At 48.4% G+C, this 23,365-nt stretch carries 25 protein-coding genes; 1 reads left to right on the plus strand and 24 read right to left on the minus strand.

From position 1 onward, the window contains the following. The first annotated feature begins 5 nt into the window (after positions 1 to 5). Positions 6 to 773, plus strand: coding sequence for a YciK family oxidoreductase (locus Q4563_RS01700; RefSeq protein ID WP_303603406.1), 768 nt, complete (start codon positions 6 to 8; stop codon positions 771 to 773). Positions 774 to 861: 88 nt separating this feature from the next. On the opposite strand, the gene Q4563_RS01705 is transcribed toward Q4563_RS01700, so the two are convergent. The 24 genes from Q4563_RS01705 to Q4563_RS01820 form a co-directional block, all read right to left on the minus strand. After that, positions 862 to 1,233, minus strand: coding sequence for a DUF2802 domain-containing protein (locus Q4563_RS01705; protein WP_303603407.1), 372 nt, complete (start codon positions 1,231 to 1,233; stop codon positions 862 to 864). A gap of 22 nt (positions 1,234 to 1,255) precedes the next feature. Next, positions 1,256 to 1,741, minus strand: coding sequence for a chemotaxis protein CheW (locus Q4563_RS01710; RefSeq protein ID WP_215977526.1), 486 nt, complete (start codon positions 1,739 to 1,741; stop codon positions 1,256 to 1,258). A gap of 121 nt (positions 1,742 to 1,862) precedes the next feature. Continuing rightward, positions 1,863 to 2,723 carry a chemotaxis protein CheW gene (locus Q4563_RS01715; protein WP_215977527.1) on the minus strand — a complete coding sequence of 287 codons (861 nt, stop codon included), beginning with the start codon at positions 2,721 to 2,723 and terminating at the stop codon, positions 1,863 to 1,865. Next, positions 2,723 to 3,535, minus strand: coding sequence for a ParA family protein (locus Q4563_RS01720; RefSeq protein ID WP_215977528.1), 813 nt, complete (start codon positions 3,533 to 3,535; stop codon positions 2,723 to 2,725). Before Q4563_RS01720 ends, Q4563_RS01715 begins: the two co-directional genes overlap by 1 nt. Positions 3,536 to 3,613: 78 nt before the next feature. After that, entirely contained in the window at positions 3,614 to 4,531 is a 918-nt protein-coding gene (gene motD / locus Q4563_RS01725; protein ID WP_303603408.1) for a flagellar motor protein MotD, read from the minus strand. A gap of 13 nt (positions 4,532 to 4,544) precedes the next feature. Next, complete coding sequence (locus Q4563_RS01730; RefSeq protein ID WP_215977530.1) at positions 4,545 to 5,285, minus strand: flagellar motor protein; 741 nt, start codon at positions 5,283 to 5,285, stop codon at positions 4,545 to 4,547. Continuing rightward, the gene (locus Q4563_RS01735) at positions 5,285 to 6,400 is read right to left on the minus strand and encodes a protein-glutamate methylesterase/protein-glutamine glutaminase (protein WP_303603409.1); all 1,116 of its coding nucleotides are present in this window, start codon (positions 6,398 to 6,400) and stop codon (positions 5,285 to 5,287) included. The genes Q4563_RS01730 and Q4563_RS01735 overlap by 1 nt, the downstream gene beginning before the upstream one ends. Before the next feature lie 50 nt (positions 6,401 to 6,450). After that, complete coding sequence (locus Q4563_RS01740) at positions 6,451 to 8,724, minus strand: chemotaxis protein CheA (protein WP_215977532.1); 2,274 nt, start codon at positions 8,722 to 8,724, stop codon at positions 6,451 to 6,453. Positions 8,725 to 8,735: 11 nt separating this feature from the next. Then, positions 8,736 to 9,530, minus strand: coding sequence for a protein phosphatase CheZ (locus tag Q4563_RS01745; RefSeq protein WP_215977533.1), 795 nt, complete (start codon positions 9,528 to 9,530; stop codon positions 8,736 to 8,738). Positions 9,531 to 9,564: 34 nt separating this feature from the next. Further along, positions 9,565 to 9,948, minus strand: coding sequence for a chemotaxis response regulator CheY (cheY, locus tag Q4563_RS01750; RefSeq protein ID WP_215977534.1), 384 nt, complete (start codon positions 9,946 to 9,948; stop codon positions 9,565 to 9,567). 139 nt (positions 9,949 to 10,087) lie between these two features. Then, a complete protein-coding gene (locus Q4563_RS01755) occupies positions 10,088 to 10,831 on the minus strand; it encodes an RNA polymerase sigma factor FliA (RefSeq protein ID WP_442903689.1) in 744 nt (247 codons plus the stop codon). 3 nt (positions 10,832 to 10,834) lie between these two features. Beyond that, positions 10,835 to 11,662 carry a MinD/ParA family protein gene (locus tag Q4563_RS01760; RefSeq protein WP_215977535.1) on the minus strand — a complete coding sequence of 276 codons (828 nt, stop codon included), beginning with the start codon at positions 11,660 to 11,662 and terminating at the stop codon, positions 10,835 to 10,837. A gap of 106 nt (positions 11,663 to 11,768) precedes the next feature. After that, a complete protein-coding gene (gene flhF / locus Q4563_RS01765; protein WP_303603410.1) occupies positions 11,769 to 13,163 on the minus strand; it encodes a flagellar biosynthesis protein FlhF in 1,395 nt (464 codons plus the stop codon). A 20-nt stretch (positions 13,164 to 13,183) separates the two neighbouring features. After that, entirely contained in the window at positions 13,184 to 15,391 is a 2,208-nt protein-coding gene (gene flhA / locus Q4563_RS01770; protein WP_303603411.1) for a flagellar biosynthesis protein FlhA, read from the minus strand. A gap of 140 nt (positions 15,392 to 15,531) precedes the next feature. Next, positions 15,532 to 16,668, minus strand: a complete 1,137-nt coding sequence (gene flhB, locus Q4563_RS01775; protein ID WP_303603412.1) for a flagellar biosynthesis protein FlhB — start codon at positions 16,666 to 16,668, stop codon at positions 15,532 to 15,534. After that, on the minus strand, positions 16,668 to 17,453 hold the full coding sequence (gene fliR / locus Q4563_RS01780; RefSeq protein ID WP_215977539.1) for a flagellar biosynthetic protein FliR: 786 nt from the start codon (positions 17,451 to 17,453) through the stop codon (positions 16,668 to 16,670). Before fliR ends, flhB begins: the two co-directional genes overlap by 1 nt. Positions 17,454 to 17,456: 3 nt before the next feature. Then, positions 17,457 to 17,726, minus strand: a complete 270-nt coding sequence (fliQ, locus tag Q4563_RS01785) for a flagellar biosynthesis protein FliQ (protein WP_215977540.1) — start codon at positions 17,724 to 17,726, stop codon at positions 17,457 to 17,459. Positions 17,727 to 17,747: 21 nt separating this feature from the next. Continuing rightward, positions 17,748 to 18,593: a flagellar type III secretion system pore protein FliP gene (fliP, locus tag Q4563_RS01790; RefSeq protein ID WP_303603413.1), complete on the minus strand. Its 846-nt coding sequence runs from the start codon at positions 18,591 to 18,593 to the stop codon at positions 17,748 to 17,750. Continuing rightward, a complete protein-coding gene (gene fliO, locus Q4563_RS01795; RefSeq protein ID WP_303603414.1) occupies positions 18,586 to 19,059 on the minus strand; it encodes a flagellar biosynthetic protein FliO in 474 nt (157 codons plus the stop codon). The genes fliP and fliO overlap by 8 nt, the downstream gene beginning before the upstream one ends. Before the next feature lie 4 nt (positions 19,060 to 19,063). After that, a complete protein-coding gene (fliN, locus tag Q4563_RS01800) occupies positions 19,064 to 19,534 on the minus strand; it encodes a flagellar motor switch protein FliN (RefSeq protein WP_215977543.1) in 471 nt (156 codons plus the stop codon). Then, positions 19,524 to 20,534 (minus strand): flagellar motor switch protein FliM, encoded by a 1,011-nt coding sequence (fliM, locus tag Q4563_RS01805; protein WP_215977544.1) that lies wholly within the window; start codon positions 20,532 to 20,534, stop codon positions 19,524 to 19,526. Before fliM ends, fliN begins: the two co-directional genes overlap by 11 nt. A 10-nt stretch (positions 20,535 to 20,544) precedes the next feature. Further along, positions 20,545 to 21,078 carry a flagellar basal body-associated FliL family protein gene (locus Q4563_RS01810; RefSeq protein WP_215977545.1) on the minus strand — a complete coding sequence of 178 codons (534 nt, stop codon included), beginning with the start codon at positions 21,076 to 21,078 and terminating at the stop codon, positions 20,545 to 20,547. A 258-nt stretch (positions 21,079 to 21,336) separates the two neighbouring features. Then, a complete protein-coding gene (locus tag Q4563_RS01815) occupies positions 21,337 to 22,917 on the minus strand; it encodes a flagellar hook-length control protein FliK (RefSeq protein WP_303603415.1) in 1,581 nt (526 codons plus the stop codon). A gap of 104 nt (positions 22,918 to 23,021) precedes the next feature. Next, the gene (locus Q4563_RS01820; RefSeq protein ID WP_303603416.1) at positions 23,022 to 23,363 is read right to left on the minus strand and encodes an Hpt domain-containing protein; all 342 of its coding nucleotides are present in this window, start codon (positions 23,361 to 23,363) and stop codon (positions 23,022 to 23,024) included. Positions 23,364 to 23,365 lie beyond the last annotated feature (2 nt).

The following is a 23,365-nucleotide window of genomic DNA, read 5'->3' on the forward strand; positions in this document are numbered from 1 at the left end:
TATCCATGAGCGAAACCATTAACACTCTGCCAATTGATTACATTCCGGCCTCCCAAGCACTGACCAATGACATCATCCTCGTCACTGGGGCCGGCGATGGGATTGGTCGTGTAGCGGCATTAACTTACGCCAGCCACGGCGCCACCGTTATTCTACTGGGGCGAACCCTGGCAAAACTAGAAGCCGTTTACGACGACATTGAAAATGCGGGCGGTCCGCAACCCGCCATATATCCGATGAATTTTGAAGGCGCCACAGAAAAAGAATACACCGATCTCTGTAATGCCTTACAAAGCGAATTCGGTGGTTTAAGCGGAATCTTACACAACGCCTCAGAGCTGGGCGATCGCATGCCCATCAGTGATTATGCCAATGACACCTGGGCTCGCATAATGCAGGTAAACGCCAATGCACCCTTTATGCTAACGAAAGCCTTGCTGCCATTATTGCATAGCTCCCCTACTGGCCACGCCAGTGTGATTTTCACCGGCTCGTCGGTGGCGCGCCAAGGGCGCGCCTATTGGGGCGCTTACGCGGCCAGTAAAGCGGCGCAAGAAAACTTAATGCAAACATTGGCCGATGAGCTCGACGGCACCAGTGTGCGTAGCAACAGCATCAACCCCGGGGCCACCCGCACTGCCATGCGTGCATCCGCTTATCCGGCCGAAGACCCGCAAACCATTAAAACTCCCGAGCAAATTATGCCGCTCTATCTTTATTTGATGGACAAGAAGTCTATTGCCATAAATGGTCAGTTGTTTAACGCTCAATAACATAAAGCGTGGAATTGAGTGCGCGCAGGTGGGCTATTGCAGAAAGAAAGTTTTGTTAAAACAACTAATAATAATTTAGAAAAAACAATTAAGCGGTAGGTTTTTTGCGCAAAGCATCCAACAGGGAAGATTCGGCGCGGGAGAGGCCGCAGCGGCTAGCCACCTCTTCACGCGACACACCCATTTCCAACAGGTGAGTCGCCTCCGAGTATGGTCGTACACTGGCGGGAATATCATCCGCGTCAGTGCCGCGAACGCTTGAACTAGACTCCATAGCCAGAATACGCTGCCCCATACCAATTGCGCCGGATTTTAGGGTGGTCAAATCTTTCGCGGTACTGTTTAGCTGAGATTGGATTCGGCCAATTCGGTTGCTGAGCAACATACACCAAACGCCACAAGCCACAGTCGCAAGAAGCGCTGCGGCTAATAACCATAAAAGTAACGGGCTCTCAGTCATATAGAAAAGCTCATTGGCTCGCTTAAATATCTTCTAACTCTGCCCACTCGTGGTCGGAAAGCAGCTTGTTGAGTTCAATCAAAATAAGCAATTCATCATTCTTGTGGCACACGCCTTGGATAAATTTAGCACTTTCCTCATTGCCGACATTAGGTGCCATTTCGATTTCAGATTGACGCAGATAGACAACCTCGGCCACGCTATCCACCAAAATACCAATAACGTGATTGTCGGCCTCGATAATCACAATACGTGTATTATCGGTCACCTCACCGGTAGGGAGAGCGAATCGATGGCGAGTATCAATAACGGTTACGACATTACCCCGTAAATTAATAATCCCTAATACGTAGGCCGGCGCACCCGGTACTGGTGCTATCTCTGTGTAGCGCAGCACCTCTTGGACCTGCATTACATTGATGCCGTAGGTTTCACCATCCAGCCGAAATGTCACCCATTGCAACACCGGATCGTCGGCATTATGATTTTGATTGGCATTGCTAGCCATGCACATTTCCTCGCTCGCTGGGCACTTAGCCCTTAATAATCTCTACACCAAATAGCATAACACTATTCATTACTATAGCTTACCGCACAAAATGCGCCAACAACACTAGCTTGGACTAACCTCAAGCGAGCCGGGCATTTTTATCCGAGTCAGTTAACAATTTACCGACCATAGGTATATCCAGCAGAGCACACATATGGGCTTTAACAGTGCCTGCCAGCCAGGGTCGCTGGGTACGAGTACCACGCCATTTTACATCTTCCGGGCTTAAGGTAATGGGCTGCTCGACATTATCGACAGCCAAACCCCAAGGCACACCATTGATAGAGATCACGTATTTAGCCGTTTGCTCAAAGGCGGGATCATATCGCTCTGGCATCACAAATTTTGCTGTATTGACGGTACGTACCTTGCCAGATGCGGTGGGTTGAAGTCCCATAAACCAATCAGCTTGCCCAAATAAAGGCGTTAATTCATCGGTCAAAGGCTGAATTTGCCCCAAAGAGATTAAGGGCACCGCTAAGGTCAAACCGCTTACTTTAAATAACAACACCTCAAAGGTGTTTTGTGCCCAGCGAGGACGGCCATTATCAAGCCATTCGAGCTGTTCATCTAGCACATTTAAGGCAACAGCATCCTCTATTGCCTCTAGAGTTTCACCAACTGAAGGCGACTCTTTACTCGTAACTTGGCTGACGGGCACCACCGGTGCTTGCACAGGCACAGCGGCGGGCTCGTTTAGGTCTACATCGGCCACCTGCTCTACTTGAACACGCGCGCTTTGCAGTAATTTTTGCAGCTGCTCGCGCTTAATTGCCATAACATCTTTTTCGGCAAGCGGCATCGGTTTTACGGCTTCGGATTGAGGTGCAGCTATCGCAGGCGACGCCGCAGACCGAGTTGACGATTCTGATTCAGACCCGACGCCCAACAAATCGCTGAGATAGTCCTGGAGTACATCATCAGTTTTGCTATCACTCATCAGCCGACCCCTACTTTTTGTGAAGTATTAGCCGATTTATTGCTTTTGCTGCGGACTAACCATTTATATAAAGATCGGTAGGCCTCAACGCCTCGGCTTTGAGGCTCGAATAGATGCGGTGGGACCCCCGCCTTACTGGCATCACGAAACTTAGTATCAATTGGAACCTTACCCGGCCAAGTCTGCAAAGGATAATCATGGCGTATGGTTCTCAAGGTTGAGACGGATGCTTGTGTTCGGCGATCGAACATAGCCGGTACGATACAGTAGCTGACTTGTTTTTGATTGGATTTTGCCATCATATTCAGCGTGTTGACCATTCGCTCAAGCCCTTTCAGAGCGAGGTATTCTGTTTGCACCGGAATAATCAACTCATGACAAGCTGCCAGCGCATTGATCATCAGTACGCCTAGCAAAGGAGGGGTATCAATAATGGCCAAGTCGTAATCGTCACTGACCGCGGATAATACCTCACCTATAACTAACCCCAAAGCACCCTGCCCCACAGCGCGGCGCTCCAATGTCGCCAAGGCGGTAGCCGATGGGATTAAATCAAGTTTCTGATGGCCACTATTGATAATGACCGACTTTACAAAGTCCCGACTTAACTTGCCTCGTTCGGCAAAGAGCGTAAAGGCACTGAGCTTTACGGTATCCGGGTTTTGACCAAAGTAGCTGGTCAAAGAGCCATGCGGGTCCAAATCAATCAGCAATACGCGACGGCCTTGCTCGGCGGCAAGGCCGGCTAGTGCTGCGCTGGTGGTCGTTTTACCTACACCACCTTTTTGATTTGCCACCGTCCAAACGATCAATGTTTACTCCAGCGTCAATATGCTGACACAGTTTATAGTATTGGCCCTATTCGGTATCAACAGCAACTATTGTGCCTACTAGTTTTCACGAGGTAGATCAGGATCACTGCTAAACAGCAAATCGCCGTCTTCCATCTGCACAGCCTCTATCAAGCCTTGATTCGAATCAGGTCTTTTGACGGTATCGGCCGACTGCGCCATATCTTCAGGTGTATTTTCAGCTTCAGGGGCGGGCGCAAGGGCCGCGTCTCCGGCCAGCGCATCGATCGAGTTGCGCGGTCGGTCAAAGGCATCACGGGCAATCATCACGGCCACTCGTCTGTTTTGTGCTCGCCCATCGGCACTGTCGTTCGCCGCTACTGGCTGGTGCTCACCATAGCCCACAGCCGCAAGTCGGGTGGCATCGACACCGTTTGCCACCATCCATTTTACGATCGCGCTGGCGCGCGCCGAAGACAATTCCCAGTTACTGGGATAGCGCTCAGTATTGATCGGTACATTATCCGTAAAGCCTTCAATTTGAATCGGGTTTTGGGTTTCGGCCAAAATAGTAGATACTTTACTAAAAATTTCACGGGCTTGCGCACTGGCATCGGCACTGGCGGAATCAAATAAAATATTGTCGCGTAGTTCAATTTGCAGCCACATTTCATTACTTGAAATGCGCATTAATTCATCATCAATCAGTTGATCAAATTCATCACGAAAGTTTTGTTCTAAAATTCCTAAATTTCCGCCGCGAGCCATATTTAAATGAACGACCGACTGTTGCTGGTTTAGTATGGGGCGATCGATATCGATAGTTTTTTTCTGTGTTGAATCAGATTCAAAGGCCTGATCAAGCGTTGTGGAAAGCACTCGATACTTACTTTCATTCACTTGTGAAATAGAGTACATCACCACAAAGAATGCAAATAACAACGTAATAAAGTCGGCATAGGATACCAACCAACGTTCGTGATTTACTTTTAGCTCTGATGATCGGCGGCGAGGCATAACAGGGTCTACATTAATTGAGGTAGCCGCTCAGCTTTACCTGAATGGCTTTAGGGTTTTCACCATCGGCAATCCCCATGACCCCCTCGATGAAAAGCTCTTGGTAGCGACTGTCGCGGTCCACACACTGCCGTAATTTATTGGCAATAGGCAATAAAAATAAATTGGCAAGCGCCACACCATAAATTGTTGCGACAAAAGCAACGGCTATACCTGGCCCCAATTGTTCGGGATCTGCCAAATTGCGCATAACATGTATAAGCCCCATGACTGCGCCTATAATGCCTATGGTTGGCGAGTAACCTCCCATGCTTTCATACACACGAACGGCCTCCATGTATTTTTGCTCTTTTAAAATCATGTCTCCTTCCAGTACGCGTTTAATACTGTCAGGCTCATTACCATCAACTAATAACTCCAGACTTTTTTGGGCAAATGGGTCTTTTTCTTCTTCCGCCAAACGCTCTAGCCCTAACAGCCCTTCTTTACGTGCAACTGACGACCAATGAGTTATTTTCTTCACGCCTTTGGCATAATCCACAGACGGTGGTCGAAACACCCAAGGGAACATCCCCAACGCCCGCGACAAACAATCTTTCGGGGTCTGCAACATGGCAGCGCCAGCCGTACCGCCAAAAACAATTAACGCGGCAGGCAAATTAACCAGCGAGCCCAGAGATCCGCCCTCAATAAAATTACCGCCAATAATAGCCGCAAAACCAAGTATGACGCCAATAATACTGAGCAGATCCATTAGGTCACCTCATTGGCGATTTCTATGCCAATCTCTTTTAATGGCAGTATTCGATCAGATAAATTAGCTCTAGCTACCGCCATTGGCATACCGTAAATGACACAACTGGCTTCATCTTGACTCCAGATTTGAGCGCCCTTTTGTTTTAGCAGTTCTGCCCCCTTGCATCCATCAGACCCCATCCCGGTTAGCACAACGCCAAGCACACGATCCGACAAACTATTAGCGGCGGAACCGAAAGTGATATCCAAGCTGGGTTTATAGTTAATTCTCACATCATCGGGCATTACTTTTACTTTTGAGCCACGAGAATCCAGCATCATTTGCTTACCCCCGGGCGCCAACAATGCCACACCCGGCCGTAAGGTGTCGCCATCCACCGCTTCGCGAACCTCAATAGCACATTGCTTGTTAAGTCTTTCGGCAAAAGCTTTAGTAAAATTCTCCGGCATATGCTGTACCAGCAAAATAGGTATTGGAAAATTTCCCGGCAATTTAGTCAACACATCGGTCAATGCCACCGGCCCTCCGGTTGAGGCGCCAACCACGAGCAGTTTAGGCTTGGGGAATGTCTTTTTAATTGAGCTGGATTTCGTTGATTCGACTCTTGGCCGGCTGCTCGTTAATGGTTGCCGTTTCGGCAGCGGGGTTACACGATCAGCAGTGGCTGCATGCCTTGTTGCAGTATTGGCCGGACTAACGGCTGGGGTACTTTTTGCTTGACGAGCTAAAGTAAGTAATCGTTCGTGTAATTTTTGAGTTAAAGTCACGGAGTTGCGAGACACTTCGGCAAAATCTTTGGGGATAAAATCCAAAGCGCCTGCGGCCAATGCATCCAGAGTAATACGTGCACCTTCGTAGGTTAACGAAGAAAACATTAAGATAGGCGTAGGGTTTTCGGCCATAATATGCCTGACCGCGGTTACCCCGTCCATCACCGGCATTTCGAAATCCATGGTGATAATATCAGGTTTGGCCTTGGCAACCATTTCTACAGCTTCTCGGCCATTACTTGCAACAGCAACCACCTGAAGATTTGCATTTTTACCGATAATTTCCTTCAGTCGTGTTTGAAAGAAGTGTGAATCATCTACAATCATTACCCGTACGGGCATGCCTTATCTCCATTTATCAGGATAAAATCCATAACCGTTACAACTCAAAATCACGCGCCATTAGAATAGCTCTGCAATAAGCTAGGCACATCTAAAATAAGAGCGATGGTGCCATCACCGGTAATCGTAGCGCCGGCCATCCCCGGGGTACCCTGTAACATTTTACCCAGAGGTTTAATAACAACTTCTTCCTGTCCGATCAATTGGTCTACAACAAAACCCACACGCCGTGTGCCTACCGTTACAATCACCACATGGCCTTCTTTTTGATTTTTGGTGGATACATGCGCACCATTGATCAACCAATTTTTCAGGAAAAATAGAGGTATTGCCTGATCTCGTATTGCCACGCACTCTTGGCCATCCACCACGTGGGAACGGGTAAGATCCATATGGAAAATTTCATTTACACTGACCAAAGGCAAAGCAAAGGTCTGATTTTCCAACATGATCATCAACGTTGGCATGATTGCCAGGGTAAGCGGGACTTTAATATTAAAGCGAGTGCCCTCACCCAATTTCGATTGAATTTCTATCGAACCATTTAATTGGGTGATTTTAGTTTTCACCACATCCATTCCGACGCCGCGGCCCGACACGTCGGAGATTTCTTTTTTCGTTGAAAAGCCGGGAGCAAAAATTAACGCAAAGGCTTCACTATCGGATAACCGCTGCACAGTATCCTCATCATAGACACCTTTCTCCACTGCAATCTTGCGCAGCTTATCCGGATCCATACCGGCGCCATCGTCGGTAATAGACAGAAGAATATGATCGCCCTCTTGCTCCGCGCCCAGCACAACACACCCTTTGCGTGGTTTGCCTTTTTGTTCCCGAATTTCTGGCAGTTCGATACCGTGATCTACCGAATTGCGCACTAAGTGAACTAAGGGATCGGCCAAAGCTTCAACCAAGTTTTTATCCAGGTCGGTTTCTTCACCGACCAGTTCAAGGTCAATCTCTTTTTTCAAATTGCGAGCCAAGTCCCGCACCACACGAGGAAAGCGACCAAACACCTTTTTAATTGGCTGCATACGAGTTTTCATAACGGATGACTGCAAATCAGCCGTTACAACATCAAGATTAGAGACCGCCTTAGATAAAGACTCATTTTGAGCGCTATCACCTAATCGCACCAATCGATTGCGCACCAAGACCAGCTCGCCCACCATATTCATGATTTCATCGAGCCGTTGCGTATCTACCCGCACTGTTGTTTCTACTTGGGCTGGCGCGCCTTCTCGCTCAGGCCGGCCTTTTTGTGGGCCACCCGGTGTAGCGCTTTTGGCTTGAGCCTGAGACGCTGAAGCTTTAGGCGCTAATTCTACTTTTGGCTTAGCAGAAGGTGTTGGAGCGGGAGCTTTGTCTTGAGCTGCATTACTTTGAGGCCCTTTGCCTTTACCGTGTATTTGATCCAGCAAAGCTTCAAATTCGTCGTCGCTGATATCATCACTGGCTCCAGCGGCTTTAGCCGGCTCGGAGCTGTCGGCGGCTGGCGTGCTCTCAGCAGGAGCTGAGCCAGCGGTTTTTGTCGGGGCCTTACCCTTGCCGTGTAATTCGTCCAACAGAGCCTCAAACTCGTCATCGCTAATCTCATCACTTGAGGTTGCCGGCTTGCTATTGCCGCTTGGCGCTGAAGGCGCTGCCGCACCGGGAGCTTGCCCGGCACCGTGAAGTTGATCGAGTAATGCATCAAATTCATCTTCGGAAATCTCATCACTACTACCATCAGGTGTAGTGGCCGCAGTAGTGCTCGCGCCGCTCGGTTCGTTAGTAGATTGGCCCGCCGTAGTACCGGATAAGGCATCCAACAGGTCATTAAATTCGTCGTCGGTGATATCGCTGCTAGCGCGAACGGTATCGGGCGAAGCGCTTTGCGACTCAGACGGGACAGCACCGTCATCGGCAGGGGCTGCGCTGGGTCCGTTCAGATCCTCGCAGGCGACCAGTTTTTCGAGCTGTGAAAGGAGTTCGGGGTCGGCCGCGGTGAGCTCTTCGCGTTGAGAGACCTGTTCGAATTGCAAATTAACGGCATCTAGCGCTTGCAACACAACATCCATAAGCTCAGATGTCACTTCGCGTTTACCATTGCGCAGAATATCGAACAGGTTTTCGGTGACGTGACAGCATTCCACCATCGCGTTTAACTGTAAAAAACCGGCCCCACCCTTAACGGTATGAAAACCGCGAAAAATGGCATTCAGTAATTCACGGTCGTCGGGCTGACGCTCCAGTTCGACCAGTTGTTCTGAGAGGTTCTCTAGAATCTCACCGGCTTCAACCAGGAAATCCTGTAGAATTTCTTCATCATCACCGAATCCCATTCACTCTTCCTCTAAAAGCCGAGACTGGACAGCAGGTCATCTACTTCGTCCTGACTTGATACTACGTCTTCTTTTTCTTTATCAATTTGAGGGCCTTCGCCTTTACTGACTTCAACAACGCGGGCCTTACCCTCGTTATCGGCCTCAACTTGTAAACCTGTAATCTCTTCTACCTGACCGGCGATTCGAACCAAACTGACCAAATCCTGTTCGACTTCATTAATCAGACCCATTACGCGCTTGAGCACTTGACCGGTTAGATCCTGAAAGCCCTGCTCGAGAATGATTTCCTGCAGGTTTTTCCCCAGCTGCTGAGTACCACTTTCCATTTGGCCCAAAAAATCATCCATACGGGTGTAGAGTGCTCTGAACTCGTCCGCACTCATGTCTCCACTTTGCAACCGGGTCCACTCTTGTTTGAGAGAGTTAGCCTCTTGTCCCAGGTTCATCGCAATAGGAGCGGCCTCTTCAACCATGTCCATGGTCTTGTCAGCGGCACTCTGGGTTAAATCAATGACATACTTTAAACGGTCGGTAGCATCGCGAATTTCAGAACGCTCAATACTGGGAGGTTCTGAGGAGAGGTCGCCGTCAACATTGAAATTGACAATGGCACTGTGCAGACCGCGGGTTAAACGGCCCACAGACTGGAAAAGATGCTGATCCCGGGAAGACACTATCGATTCAATTAAGCGGGTCGCCTCATCGTAATCATTACCTTGAAGTTTCTCCACCAGCAAACTGGCACTTTCTTGCAGTTCTTTGACGAACATTTTGTTGTCGTTTTCTTGAGTATCAGACGTCATCGGAGTGCCTTTATTGTTGTAATTTTCTGAGCTATTAACCTACCCGCTCGAAAATCTTCTCAATCTTCTCTTTCAGTGCCGCCGCAGTGAAAGGCTTGACGACATAACCATTAACACCCGCTTGCGCCGCCTCAACAATTTGATCCCGCTTTGCTTCGGCAGTGACCATAAGAACTGGCAAAGGCGCCAGTTTCTCATCGGCGCGAACTGCTTTAAGCAAATCGATACCACTCATCCCTGGCATGTTCCAGTCGGTAATCAAGAAATCAAACCCGCCGCTTTTCAGCATCGGCAGTGCAGTCACACCATCATCAGCTTCGTGGGTATTGGTAAACCCAAGGTCTCTGAGTAGATTTTTGATGATCCGCCGCATTGTCGAAAAGTCATCGACAATTAGAATCTTCATTTCTTTATCCAATGCTGCCTCCGTATTACTCTCAAGGGAGTCTGAATTACTCTAATTCTAGTCGCTGGGGAGAATGAATCCAGTGCCAGCGGCCACTTTACGTTCCGATCCTATATTTTTGAGATCGGAACCCGGCTATTGTACCCTATGATCAATCATTCTGGGTCCAATCTGACAGTCTGGACCTGAGTCTGCTAGCCGCCTGAGAATGTATCTGACTAACCCGGGACTCACTAACGCCTAATATTTGACCAATTTCTTTAAGATTTAGCTCTTTATCATAGTAAAGGGCCAACACCATTTTTTCCCGTTCCGGCAATTGGTTTATCGCCTGACTGAGAGATACCTTTAGGCTTTCTCGCGTTATATTGTCCTGAGGGTTATCAAACTCGCTGGATTCACCGGAAAGAGAAGCTCCGGCATCGTCGGTAAAGGTTTCTTCATAGCTAAACAAACGGCTGGAATTGGCATCGCGCAGCATTGCGTGATAATCGTTCAGTTCAACCCCTAATTCGGCTGCCACTTCACTGTCGTCGGCATCGCGTCCATGTCGAGCCTCCACCCGGGTAATAGCCTCGCTGACACGTCGAGCGTTGCGATGAACAGATCTTGGAGCCCAGTCCCCGCGTCGCATTTCATCGACGATGGCACCTCGAATTCGAATGCCAGCATAGGTTTCAAAGCTAGCGCCTTTAGATCCATCGTATTTTTGTGCCGCCTCAAGAAGGCCAATCATGCCCGCCTGTATTAAATCATCGACCTGCACTGATGCAGGCATTCTTAACATCATATGGTGAGCGATACGCTTTACCAGTGAGGCGTAGTCTTCGACATTGATAGGATTCGCTTGGGAATTCGAATTACTGTACATAGCCAACCCATTTGCCGCGTTCATTACTCAATACCCCGCCCCACCCGTTTGCAGAAGCCGCTCTACAAAAAACTCTAACTTGCCGGTTGGTGCAGCCGGCAGAGGCCAACCATCAACCGTTTTTGCCAATTGGCGGATAGCCTGAGCAGCTTTGCAATTAGGTGCAAATTCCAGTAAAGCTTTCTGCTTTTGCACCGATTTGCGAACGGTCTCATCGAAAGGGACCTGTCCAACATACTGCAGTGTTACCTCTAGGAACCGCTCACAAACAGCATTGAGTTTGGCGAACATGAGCTGCCCCTCTCTGGCTCCTCGGGTCATATTGGCCACCACTCGAAAGCGCTGCACATCGTGTTCTTTATTCAGAAGTTTGATCAGTGCGTAGGCATCGGTAATCGATGATGGCTCATCGCATACCACGACGAGTACCTCATTGGCCGCACGAGCAAAACTCACCACGGTATCGGAAATACCTGCCGCAGTATCAATGACGAGCACATCAACTTGATCGCTCAAATCACTAAAGGCAGAAATCAGCCCAGCGTGCTCTTGGGGGCTCAACTCCGCCATTCTTTGTACACCCGAGGCCGCCGGTACAATTTTGATACCGGCAGGCCCGGTGACTAACACATCCTCAAGATCACAATTGCCCGCCAGTACATCAGCTAAGGTGTATTTGGGGGAGATTCCTAAGAGTACATCGACATTGGCCAAGCCAAGATCAGCATCCAGCAATACCACACGGCGACGCAGCTGAGCCAGTGCCATACTGAGATTAACCGAAATATTACTTTTACCTACACCGCCTTTACCACCGGAAACAGCAATGACTTGCACAGGGCGATTTTGACTCATCTCAACACTCTCTTTGTCGCACTCACCCAGGTGAGGCCCAATAAGTTATCTGTAATACGCAATCTATTGTCAATCATTACACAGTAATGCCTGTCACTCACAGAGTTTATCGCCGCACAGTTACTTTTGATTCAGCATTGCCCGCGACACGCACTGCTCGGCTCAATAAACTCGGGCCTTTGGCAACCGCTATATCATCAGGAATTTCCTGACCATCGGTAGTATAGGCTATTGGCAGTTTTGCCTGTATCGCACAATCAATGGCCTCGCCGATACTGGTGGTTTCATCCAGTTTAGACAACACACAACCCTGCAGCTTTGCCTCATTGTAGGCGTGAAGTGACGCTTGTAACATCTGAGCTTGGCTATTGGCCGGCAAAACCAGCAAACTGCGCACTTTAGGGATCTGGGCCAGAGCTTTCATCTGTTGTTTTAGCACAGGGTCGCCGTGACGCAAGCCTGCGGTATCAATAAGCACCAATTCGACATTGCGTAAACTGCGCAACACTTGGGGCAAAGGGTTGTGATCATCAACTACTCTCAGGGGCACTTTTAGAATGCTCGCCAGAGAACGCAATTGGTCGTGTGCCGCTAAACGCTGAGTATCGGTGGTCACTAAAGCGACTTTATCAGCGCCGTGTTGCATGACATAGCGCGCCGCTAGCTTGGCAACGGTTGTGGTTTTTCCGGCGCCGGTTGGCCCAACAAAGGCAAAAACACCCCCGCTGGCGGTCACATCTTCTCGGCAAACTGGTATGGCTTTCGCCAAACGGGCCATTACCTCAGGCCAAGCCTTGGCAATTAAACGATTGTTTAAAGGCTTTTTTAGCACCGCTCGGGTTACGCGTTCAGAAAACCCCAAATTATATAAGCGCTGGGCCATGCCGCCATTAATAGGTGCGGCCGCTTTGGTGTTAGGCGGCGCAGACGCGAAAGACGACAACTGCTGTTCAAGCAATTGTCGCATTTGTAAGATTTCTTCTTGTAAATCCGCAATACTCTGACGCTCTGCACCTGAGTCTGCACGCTCGGTCAGCTCAAGTTTAGCTGTCTCAATTGGTTCGTCCAACAAACCATAACGTTCGGCCGCTGATTGAGTTTTAACCGTTGCTTTAGGCTTGGTCATGTTGCCTACCGCTGCATTAGAGACGCGGATACCGGCATTAACAACCTGACGCTCTGCCAAATACTCATCGGCAGACTCGTCAACTGCCGCACGGGCAGCCAAGCGACGACTGGCCAACTCAATGTCGGCCATTATATCGGCTCCACTTTTATCTGACTTATCTTGGTGGTCGGGAAACAATGGCTGTGGCTGAGATTGACTCGACAACATACCCGGCGCTGCTTGAACCGTGGTAGAATCGGAGCTACTGGTTAAAATTTCCACACCCTCTTTTACCCGTCGGGTAGAAAGAATCACAGCATCTTCGCCGAGGTTTTGGCGCACTAATTCAAGTGCCCGCCGCATATCTTTGGCTACAAACCTTTTTGCTTTCATGCCTATCTCCTACTTCACCTTTAGCCGTCAGCGGTAACCGAGGCATCGATGGTAATTTGCTTGTTGTCTGGTATCTCTGTGTATGCCAGCACATGCATATCCGCGATACTGTGTCTGCAAAAACGCGCCAACATAATTCGCAAAGGCGCCGCCACCAGTAAAACGGTTGGCTTGCCGGCCATTTCCTGCTTCTGTGCGGCCTCTGCCAATGATTTTTGTAGCTTCTCTGCCAACCCTGGCTCTACAAAAGCGCTCTCTTCTACCCCGGCTTTATGTGCTTGCTGAACAGTACCCAGCAACAATTGTTCCAACTGAGGGTGTAACGTGATAACCGGCAGCTCGGCCGCGGTACCATTGATACTTTGGATGATTTGACGGCCCAGTGAGACTCTCGCCGCGGCGGTTAAAGTGGCGGGATCTTGACTCTTTCCTGCCACCCCCGCCAAAGCTTCGGCGATTGAGCGTATATCGCGAATAGGAACCCGCTCGCGCAATAGGTTCTGCAATACTTTTAACAGGGTATTCAAGGTCACTGTGTTGGGTACTAACTCTTCGACCAATCGAGGTGAAGTTTTCTCCAGCATATCGAGCAACTTTTGTACATCTTCATGGCCAATTAGCTCATGGATATTATCTTGCATGATATGATTCAGGTGGGTAGCCACCACAGTACTCGTATCAACAACTGTGTAACCTAGAGTTTGTGCCTGCTCTTTTTGTCCACTCGTAATCCAAATTGCATCCAAACCAAAAGCGGGATCTTTGCCTTTAATACCATCGATATCGCCAAAAACTTGGCCCGGGTTAATCGCCAGCTCGCGGTCCGGGTGTACCTCAGCCTCGGCCACAGTTACCCCCATAAGGCTTAATCGATAGGCATTAGGCGCAAGCTCTAGGTTGTCTCGTATATGAACGGTAGGCACCAAGAACCCCATTTCCTGGGACAGCTTCTTCCGCACGCCTTTAATGCGACCCAATAGCGTACCGCCTTGGTTTTTATCCACCATGGGAATTAACCGATACCCGACTTCCAGTCCAATCACATCCACCGGCTGAACATCATCCCAGCCGAGCTCAGTGTTCTCTGCCGGGGGCAAAGCACCCGCTGGAGCTGGTGCTGGGCCTGGGGCCATCGATTGACCGGCAGGTTTAGCAACTGGCCGACCGGCATTAGCACCACCGGGCATATAATTATCCTCAACGGGCTCGGGTTGCTGTTTGCGCCAGTGAATATAATAGGCAAAGGCTCCACATAAGATCGCTAAGCCCAAAAAGGCCACATGGGGCATGCCAGGTATAGCACCCATGATAAATAAAATGCCTGCCGCTATCATAAGTGCTTTCGGTGAATCGAACATTTGCGACATCACTTGAGAGCGCATATCTTGCGAGCTATTCACCCGGGTAACCAAAATAGCGGTAGCGGTAGACAGCATTAGCGACGGTATTTGCGCCACTAAACCGTCACCGATTGTCAACAGAATGTATTTTTGTAAAGCATCGGCGAACTCCAACTCATGCTGGACCATACCGATACCCAAGCCGCCAATGATATTAATTGCCAAAATCAAAATCCCGGCGATTGCATCGCCGCGTACAAATTTGCTGGCACCATCCATTGCACCGTAGAAATCCGCTTCGCTGGCCACATCTTCACGCCGCTGCTTGGCCTCTTCTTGATCAATAAGCCCCGCGTTCAAATCGGCATCAATCGCCATTTGCTTACCGGGCATGGCATCGAGGGTAAATCTGGCACTGACCTCGGAGATCCGTCCGGCACCCTTGGTCACAACGACAAAATTAATGATCATCAAAATCAAGAAGACCACCAAGCCCACCGCGTAATTGCCGCCTATGACGACCTCACCAAAGGCTTGAATCACCTTACCTGCGGCATCACCGCCTTCGTGCCCATTGAGCAAGACAACTCGGGTTGAAGCGACGTTAAGCGCTAAGCGCATTAACGTCGCCACCAATAAAATAGTCGGGAAAGCGGCAAAATCTAATGGCCGTAGGGCATAAACCCCCACCAGCAACACCACGATCGATAAGGCAATATTGAAAGAAAAGAAAGCGTCGAGCATAAACGCGGGCATGGGTAAGATCATCATGCCCAGCAACATAATCAGTAAAACAGGGATGCCTAGGTTTCCCCGGCCCATTCCCTTGACTTGATTAAATGCGGCCTTGCCATCAGCCTTTGTGAATTGCCCCAAAGATAGTGCCATAAAGTTGTACGTTTTTTTGACGCTCTGTTGTAGTTTCTTGCTCTATCGCAAGAACCATACCTAAGTGTTAAAGCGAAACAAAAAAAGGAGGCAGGTTAGATTAAAGGAAAAACAGATAGCACTAGCAGGCAGGTCAAAAATTAATCATATCGCATATCCCGCGGTACATTAATATCACGTGGAAAAACCGGCCTCTCCCCTTTGCCTTGGCGAAAATTTCTTAGACCAAACACGTAGGCTAAAACTTGAGCAACGGCCATATAAAGTCCGGCTGGAATTTCAGCATCAACCTCTGTGGTATGGAATATCGCACGGGCCAATACGGGTGATTCAATGATATCAATCTTGTTGTTTTTAGCGATATCGCGAATACGAAAAGCCGTATGATCACCGCCTTTAGCCAATAGGATGGGGGTAGACATGTCATCTGGGTTGTATTTTAGAGCGACGGCAAAGTGTGTTGGGTTGGTAATAACCACATCGGCTTCGGGTACCTGTGACATCATTCGGCGTTGGGCGATTTCTCTTTGCATCTGCCTAATGCGCCCTTTTACCTCTGGTTTACCATCGGTATCTTTATGCTCATCTTTGAGTTCTTGATGGGACATTTTCAATTTTTTGGCGTGATCCCAAATTTGAAAAGGCACATCAATCGCGGCAACCAATATAGTGACTGCCGACATAGCAATGGTGGTATAGGCGCTGATCAGCACAGACTCAACGATAGCCACATTGGTCTCTAAGGCCCCTAGCTGAATCATATCCTGCTGCCATATAAAAAGAGCCAAAACAGCAACCGACATGACCACGGAAACTTTTCCAAGAGATTTGGCCAACTCTACCAAAGCCTTGACCGAAAACATTCGCTTTAAGCCTGCCAATGGATTCATTCGACTAAACTTTGGCGCCATAGCTTTAGCACTTAACATCCAGCCCCCTAAAGCTATAGGGCCAACAATGGAGGCCACCAATAAAATCGCCAAAAAAGGAGCAATAGAGATTAGTCCTGCGTAAAAAGAGCTTACAAGGTGACCTATCATCGCGGATGTATCGAATATTTCTGTACGACTTAAGGTGAAATTATTTTGAGTTAAAGCCACAAATTTATCAGCAATTAAACGACCAAATACAAACAGACCGATGGATCCTGCCAGCAATATAAAAGTTGTGGTTAAATCGCGAGATCGTGGAATTTGTCCGTCTTCACGGGCTTTTTCAAGTTTTCGTGCGGAGGGTTCTTCCGTTTTTTCCTGACTGCTGTCGTTGTCTTCAGCCATTATGGGAGCCTCAACAGAGCACGGCTAAACATACCCGCCTGATAAAAGACATCTTCGAAGTATGGTAAAAATACAATCAGACTCAGCCACATAAACAACAATCCGAAAATCAAGGTAATCGGAAAGCCGACGCTAAAAACATTAATTTGAGGCGCAGATCGGTTCATAATGCCAAACGCCATATTGATCACGAGCATAGCTGTAAACAGTGGTAACACCACTACCAAGGCCGCACTAAACATCCAACTGCCCATATTGGCGATTTGAATAAACTGATCGGGGCCAAACCCTGCCCCACCAACAGGAAAGGTCGAGAAACTTTCTACGATTAATGCAATGATTAGTAGGTGACCATCAAAGATCAAAAATAAAACGGTAGACAATAAAAGATAAAACTGAGAAAGGACTGTAACAGTAATACCGTTGCTAGGATCGTTCATAGAGGCAAAACCTAACCCCATTTTCATAGCGATCAGCTGGCCGGCCAAGACAAATATATGTAAAACCACCTGAAAACTAAAACCCAGAGCCAATCCGATCAATACTTCATTGGCAACAATCATTAAAGCAGGACCACTCAGTAGATCAACCCCCCTGGGCACTTCAATCATGGGGCTGACCAGTAGAGTGACAAACAAGGCTAACAAGACACGAACACGTGCTGTTACTGTTTTAGCCCCGAAGATTGGCGCCGCCATAAATACTGCACCAATACGCAGAAATGGCCAGAGATATTGACCAATAAACTGCATCAGCTGATCGGTACTGAGAACAAGCTCTTGCACAGCTTAGCCTATGAGCCCTGGAATACTATTAAAAAGGCGATTAAATAAATCGCTTAATTTAGACACCATCCAGTTCCCCGCCAACATAATGGTCAATAGCATGATAATCAAACGTGGCAAAAAGCTGAGAGTTTGCTCATTAATTTGAGTGGCCGCTTGAAACATGCTGACCACTAAACCTACGACCAAACTTGGCCCCACAATTAATAGAACCATGATGACGGTCAAGTAAAGCCCATCGGCAAATAAACTGAGTGCGATTTCTGGAGTCATTAGGGCCTCCGATCTATAGAGCTAAACACCGAAACTGGCCGCCAAGGTACCAATAATCATGGCCCACCCATCTACCAATACAAACAGCATGATTTTAAATGGCAAGGACACAATCAGGGGCGAGAGCATCATCATACCCATAGCCATCAGAACACTGGCAACCACGATATCAATCACAAGAAACGGAATGAAAATAATAAAACCAATCTGAAATGCGGTTTTGAGTTCGCTGGTCACAAATGCTGGAACCAGAATAGTAAAAGGCGTTTCTTCCGGAGTTTGAATTTCAACATTGCCGGCGATTCCGACAAACAATGCAATATCGCTCTCACGAGTTTGCGACAACATAAACTGATGAAAAGGTCTTGAAGCTTCAGCCAGGGCCTGCTGTGCAGTTAACTCACTATTCAAATATGGCTGCAAAGCGTTGGCATTCGCCTCATCAAATACCGGCTTCATAATAAACAGCGTCAAAAATAAAGAAAGACCTATTAAAATTTGATTGGAGGGTGACTGCTGCAACCCCAATGCCTGACGCAAAATAGCAAACACAATAATAATACGGGTAAAAGACGTCATCAGCATTAACAACGCTGGCAAGAACGTCAGCATTGTCATCATGGCGAGGATTTGTAGGGTTACCGTATACTCTTGTTCACCATCGGCATTGGTTTGTACGGTGAAGGCAGGCAGCCCCGGAATTGCAGGCAAAGCACTCTGAGTACCAAGCAAGCCCTCAGCCTCACTCTGTGCAGCAACCGAATCATCCGTTGGTTGTTGTGCCCAGCTGTGGGTGACACTTAATACCCCCCCGACCAGCACTATGATTTTGCTTAACAAAATGAGCGTACGCAACAGGTTACTCATGACTCGATTTTCCCTGTGAATCATTATTGTCTACAGCCTTTGGCTTTTGACCGGTCATAACCGCTTTGAGTTTTTCGCTGAATAGCTCGCCACTTTGTATCTCGGTGCTGGCAATCGCCTCGTCAAATACATGTAAGGTTTGAATAGACTGGGCGGTAACTCCGAGCAAAAGCTGTTTGTCGGCAACATCGACAATAACCAATCGCTCTTTGGTACCCAATGGCAAGGTGGCGACCACTTTCATAACCGCTGAACGGGACAAAAACCCACCGCCCATGCCCACACGACGCACCAGCCAAGCCAGAGCAAATATCAGCACCACCACAAACACCAGCGACAACAACACAGAAAACAGCTGAGCCGACCCTACACCGGCCGAGACTTCGGCACTGGTTTTATCTTGTGCTAAAGCTGGTAACCCGGCACATAATATCAAACCAGAACTCACTGCCTGGAAAATTTGCATCAATTTATTTCAACTTTTTAATACGTTCAGATGGACTGATGACATCTGTCATACGAATCCCGAACTTCTCGTTAACCACGACCACTTCGCCATGAGCGATTAAAGTGCCATTGACCCTGACATCAAGTGGTTCGCCGGCCAGCCGGTCTAATTCAATGACTGAGCCCTGATTGAGCTGGAGTAAATTGCGAATGGTAATGGCAGTGCTACCTACCTCCATTGAAATAGAGACAGGAATATCGAGAATAAGATCAAGTTCGGGACCTAACTCCCGCGGAGAACCTTCATTTTGTAATTCATCGAAACCAACAGCACTGGAATCATCACCAGCGGTTTGAGCCAAGACTTCATCCACATCCACCTCGGAGCTTTCATCGCCTACTTGCTCTTCCATAGCGGCAGCCCACTCATCCGCCATTGCTCCTTGATCCAATTCGGAATCTTCACCAGTGTTTGTTTCATCATCATTTGCCACGTGAATTTCCTCCTTCAGTAACAGTTATATTGTAAGCGCTACTGTGATCTATAAACTCGTTAATTTTAAATGCCAGATTACCTTTGTGCTGCCCAAGCTGCGTACGAAATACAGGGACACCATTGGCAGTCATTACATGTTGTGAGGGCCATTCAATTGGAATGACATCACCTGCTTCTAAATCCATTATGTCGCGCAGTGGGATATCACATTGAACCAACTCGCACTCTAAATCCACCGCTGCCGCTAAAACGTCTTCTCGCAGTGCTTTTACCCAGCGCTCATCTTGCTCTTCGCTGTCGCTTTGTAAGCCTGCATCTAACACTTCGCGGATCGGTTCAATCATTGAATAGGGTATGGTGATATGAAGCTCGCCACCGCCACCGTCAAGTTCTATATGAAAAGTACTGACCACCACGACTTCACTAGGGCTCACAATATTTGCCAATGATGGGTTCACTTCAGAGTTAATGTATTCAAACTCTATTGGCATTACAGCCTTCCAAGCTTCACCCAAATCGATAAATACCTGATTCAACACCATCTGCACAACACGTAACTCAGTGGGTGTAAACTCACGGCCTTCAATTTTGGCATGGCGACCATCACCACCAAAAAAATTATCTACTAATTTAAAAACCAGTCTGGCGTCTAAGATGACTAACCCCGTGCCACGCAGCGGTCGAAACTTAATCATATTTAAGCTGGTAGGTACATACAGGGTATGCACGTATTCACCAAACTTTTGAATTTGTACCCCGCCAACCGACACATCGGCGGTGCGACGCAGCATATTAAACATGCTGATACGGGTGTAACGAGCAAAACGCTCGTTGATCATTTCCAGGGTCGGCATACGCCCCCGGACAATTCGATCCTGGCTTGTTAAATCATAAGATCGTACCGCACCTGGGTCACTGTCGGCATCGGTATCAATATCGCCATCATCAACACCATGTAACAGCGCATCGATTTCATCCTGACTTAATAAGTCCTGCACAGCTCAACCCCTATTGTAAGACCATGTTGGTGAACAAAACTTGTTCTATACCCGGCTCACCAATCTCTTTTTCCAGTACCTGCTGTATTTTTAGCAAGGCTTGCTGACGCAGCAGCTCCTTGCCCTCAGCGGTTTGCAATTCTTGGTAGTCCTGATTGCGCAGTAACATCACCATCGCATTTCGCAAGGCTGGCATGTGCAATTCTAGCGCCGCAACCACATCGTTATTGCGTAACATTAAGGTTACATGTAGCTGCATATACCTTTGCCGACCGCGCACCTCGTAATTGGTGGTGAAGTCGGGCTTCATGGGATAATAAATAGCCGGCTGAATCTCGGGCGCTTCCTCTTCGATCTCTTCAGCTACCTCATCGGTCAATAGCTCTTCATCATCCTCAGAACCATTGAGAAGGTAGAGCGTTACGGCGACGGACACCCCAATCAACAGCAGTAGTATCAAGGCAATGATTATCCACTTTTTTTTACTGCCAGCGGTTTTTGGTTCTGCGCCAGCTTCGCCACCCTCTTGATCTTCTTCCGCCATGTCAAATTTCCGTCATTTGCAGTATTTATCGGTATTTTTGATTACTTCAGCAAAGGTCGTGCCATAGGCTTAACCCTTATATCTCTGAAGTGTATCGGACAGCGGGGAAAGGAACAATGAAGAAATAACGCAACAAAGTAGAGGCAATAGACTGGCGGGAGTATCTAAGGATCTTAATTACACTCCCTCGGTTAATGGTTAACCGGGGGAGTGTAATTCAGCAGCTGTCGCAGGAAATAGCATATAAACCGATTGCCCTTAGGCATATTGATCGAGCAGCCCCACCGTGGAAATGACGGTTGGGGAGCCTTGTTCAGATTCCCCCTGTGAAGCCTCTCCCCCATGACCACCCGCCTCACCTTCAGAATCACCTTCATGACCTGCCATCTGCGGCTGATCTTCGCTGGAAACATCGACATCCACCTGAGTCATACCTTGTTCGGCCAACATTTCCCGTAAGCGGAAAGCGTTTTGGTCTAGTGCCTCACGCACTACCGCATGATGACTGGTGAAATTAACCTGAGTCTGCTCGTTATTGATTGAGATTTTCACCTGCAAGGGGCCAAGGTCGGGAGGGTCTAATCGGATTTCAGCGGTTTTAATACCTTGCTGTGCCAAAAGCACCACTCTTTGATTTACCGCCTGCCCCCAATCAGGGCTTTGAAAACTGGTAGTCACCTGAGCCTGAGCCACTGGCACCCGAACTTGACCTGATGCCTGAGAGACTTGCTGTGTTAGCTGAGCTAGGTTGGCCACATTGTTAATGGAGGAACGATCACCTATTCCCTCACCACGACTTGAAAATAAATTATGCAGCTGGGCAGCCTCACTGACTAAGCGGTTTTTCTCACCTCCGGCTTGGGGCAGCAGGCCGGCAAATGGATTGTCGGCCTGCAATTTAACAATGGCTGCACTCTCGCCAGACTGGGCCTGAGTCTCTCCGCCCTGCCAGGCAGCTGCATTATTGTTAAACCCAGTGCTATCGGCTAAGCGTTGAGAAAATGGGTTATCGCCAGCCATTACCGCAGATTTCAGCTGGGCAATGGTCGACCTCTGAGCAGAATCCAATACACTCGCCAGATTTTTTGCCACCTGAGCAAGTTCAGCGACTTGTGCGCGTAACCCCGCCATCCCCTCTGCCCCCTGAACTTGAGCCAAGAGGGCATTTTGCAGATCGTCAGACAGATCGCTTCGAGCTAAAATGGCTTTTAGCTCCTCCAATGCAGCCTCCCCATCCTCGGCTGTTGCCAATACTTGATCAAACTTAGCCAGGATCTCGTCTAGGGATTGAAGCTGTTTAACCGTGCCTCCCTCGAGCAAGGCAGAGAGCTCAGGAGAGAGTTCATTGAGTTGCCCTTGCGCCAGCATCAAAGATAATAGCGTTGATTGATCTTCAGCGGGCAGAGCCCTAATAGCGTTTGCCTGCGAGTCAGGCAGAGAAGCCAACAGCTTTTCTTGTTCGGGAGTTAATGAGTCATCTACCGTTGACTGAGAGCTCGAATCCACTGCGTTTGAGTGGTATCCCGGCTTATTCGCAGAACTTGCCGCGGAGCTTTTAGAGTCTATTCCTGTATGCGCTTCAGTAACCCTGTCATTTCTGTCGTTGTACTCAAACCGCTGGGGATTGTTTTGCTGAACTTTACTGGACGGGCTTTGGTTTTGCGCTGTATCAGAGCGATGACTAACAGCAGCAGGCTTAGAGGCTGCGCGTACAGATGCCGTGGATTGCATAACACTAGAGAATAGATCGCCAGAGCTTGCGGTTTGGCGCCCGCTTTTGTCTGCACCAGGCAGGTTCTGCAGGTTCAGTAACGCACTGATGGTGGTTGAGTCGGCCATTTTTCGCTATCTCCTGTCAAAAACGGCAAGCCATTGCCGCTTTAGTCGTCTCTTGTTTTACTTACCTTAAGAGATAGCAAGTGAAGTGCCAGTTTAGTTGAGCTTTATAAATAGATATCCAGCTGACTTTTCACTATTTGATATTCTTCTTTAATATCAATGATTTGAGACTCCAAGTCTTGCAAAATCCCTGCCTGAGCTCGATCTTCAACGTTCTTGCAGAGTCTGACTAGCTCATTAGCACCGATGTTACTGCTGCTGCCTTTAAAGCTGTGGGCCGCGCGCCTTAGCTCTTCGGCCAAACCTGCGGCCAAGGCTTTTTGCATATCCTGTATTCTCTGCTGGGAATCACTGAGAAAGGTTTCAATCAAACGCTGAAAATCCTCCTCCATTACCTCTTGCAGTGTTGCCAAGGTTTCGTGATCAATGTGATTACTCCCGGTCATGG

The sequence above is a fragment of the Gilvimarinus sp. 1_MG-2023 genome (genome assembly GCF_030548285.1).

Excerpts from the sequence above, each read along its gene's own strand:
- Q4563_RS01715 (WP_215977527.1), bottom strand. The coding sequence starts at position 2,723 with ATGAGTGATAGCAAAACTGATGATGTACTCCAGGACTATCTCAGCGAT.
- Q4563_RS01810 (WP_215977545.1), bottom strand. The coding sequence starts at position 21,078 with ATGGCGGAAGAAGATCAAGAGGGTGGCGAAGCTGGCGCAGAACCAAAA.
- flhB (WP_303603412.1), bottom strand. The coding sequence starts at position 16,668 with ATGGCTGAAGACAACGACAGCAGTCAGGAAAAAACGGAAGAACCCTCC.
- fliO (WP_303603414.1), bottom strand. The coding sequence starts at position 19,059 with ATGCAAATTTTCCAGGCAGTGAGTTCTGGTTTGATATTATGTGCCGGG.
- Q4563_RS01745 (WP_215977533.1), bottom strand. The coding sequence starts at position 9,530 with ATGACGTCTGATACTCAAGAAAACGACAACAAAATGTTCGTCAAAGAA.
- fliQ (WP_215977540.1), bottom strand. The coding sequence starts at position 17,726 with ATGACTCCAGAAATCGCACTCAGTTTATTTGCCGATGGGCTTTACTTG.
- Q4563_RS01705 (WP_303603407.1), bottom strand. The coding sequence starts at position 1,233 with ATGACTGAGAGCCCGTTACTTTTATGGTTATTAGCCGCAGCGCTTCTT.
- motD (WP_303603408.1), bottom strand. The coding sequence starts at position 4,531 with ATGCCTCGCCGCCGATCATCAGAGCTAAAAGTAAATCACGAACGTTGG.
- Q4563_RS01700 (WP_303603406.1), top strand. The coding sequence starts at position 6 with ATGAGCGAAACCATTAACACTCTGCCAATTGATTACATTCCGGCCTCC.
- Q4563_RS01740 (WP_215977532.1), bottom strand. The coding sequence starts at position 8,724 with ATGGGATTCGGTGATGATGAAGAAATTCTACAGGATTTCCTGGTTGAA.
- flhF (WP_303603410.1), bottom strand. The coding sequence starts at position 13,163 with ATGAAAGCAAAAAGGTTTGTAGCCAAAGATATGCGGCGGGCACTTGAA.
- Q4563_RS01815 (WP_303603415.1), bottom strand. The coding sequence starts at position 22,917 with ATGGCCGACTCAACCACCATCAGTGCGTTACTGAACCTGCAGAACCTG.
- Q4563_RS01755 (WP_442903689.1), bottom strand. The coding sequence starts at position 10,831 with ATGAACGCGGCAAATGGGTTGGCTATGTACAGTAATTCGAATTCCCAA.
- flhA (WP_303603411.1), bottom strand. The coding sequence starts at position 15,391 with ATGGCACTATCTTTGGGGCAATTCACAAAGGCTGATGGCAAGGCCGCA.
- Q4563_RS01710 (WP_215977526.1), bottom strand. The coding sequence starts at position 1,741 with ATGGCTAGCAATGCCAATCAAAATCATAATGCCGACGATCCGGTGTTG.
- fliP (WP_303603413.1), bottom strand. The coding sequence starts at position 18,593 with ATGAGTAACCTGTTGCGTACGCTCATTTTGTTAAGCAAAATCATAGTG.
- Q4563_RS01730 (WP_215977530.1), bottom strand. The coding sequence starts at position 5,285 with ATGGATCTGCTCAGTATTATTGGCGTCATACTTGGTTTTGCGGCTATT.
- Q4563_RS01820 (WP_303603416.1), bottom strand. The coding sequence starts at position 23,363 with ATGACCGGGAGTAATCACATTGATCACGAAACCTTGGCAACACTGCAA.
- Q4563_RS01760 (WP_215977535.1), bottom strand. The coding sequence starts at position 11,662 with ATGAGTCAAAATCGCCCTGTGCAAGTCATTGCTGTTTCCGGTGGTAAA.
- Q4563_RS01735 (WP_303603409.1), bottom strand. The coding sequence starts at position 6,400 with ATGCCCGTACGGGTAATGATTGTAGATGATTCACACTTCTTTCAAACA.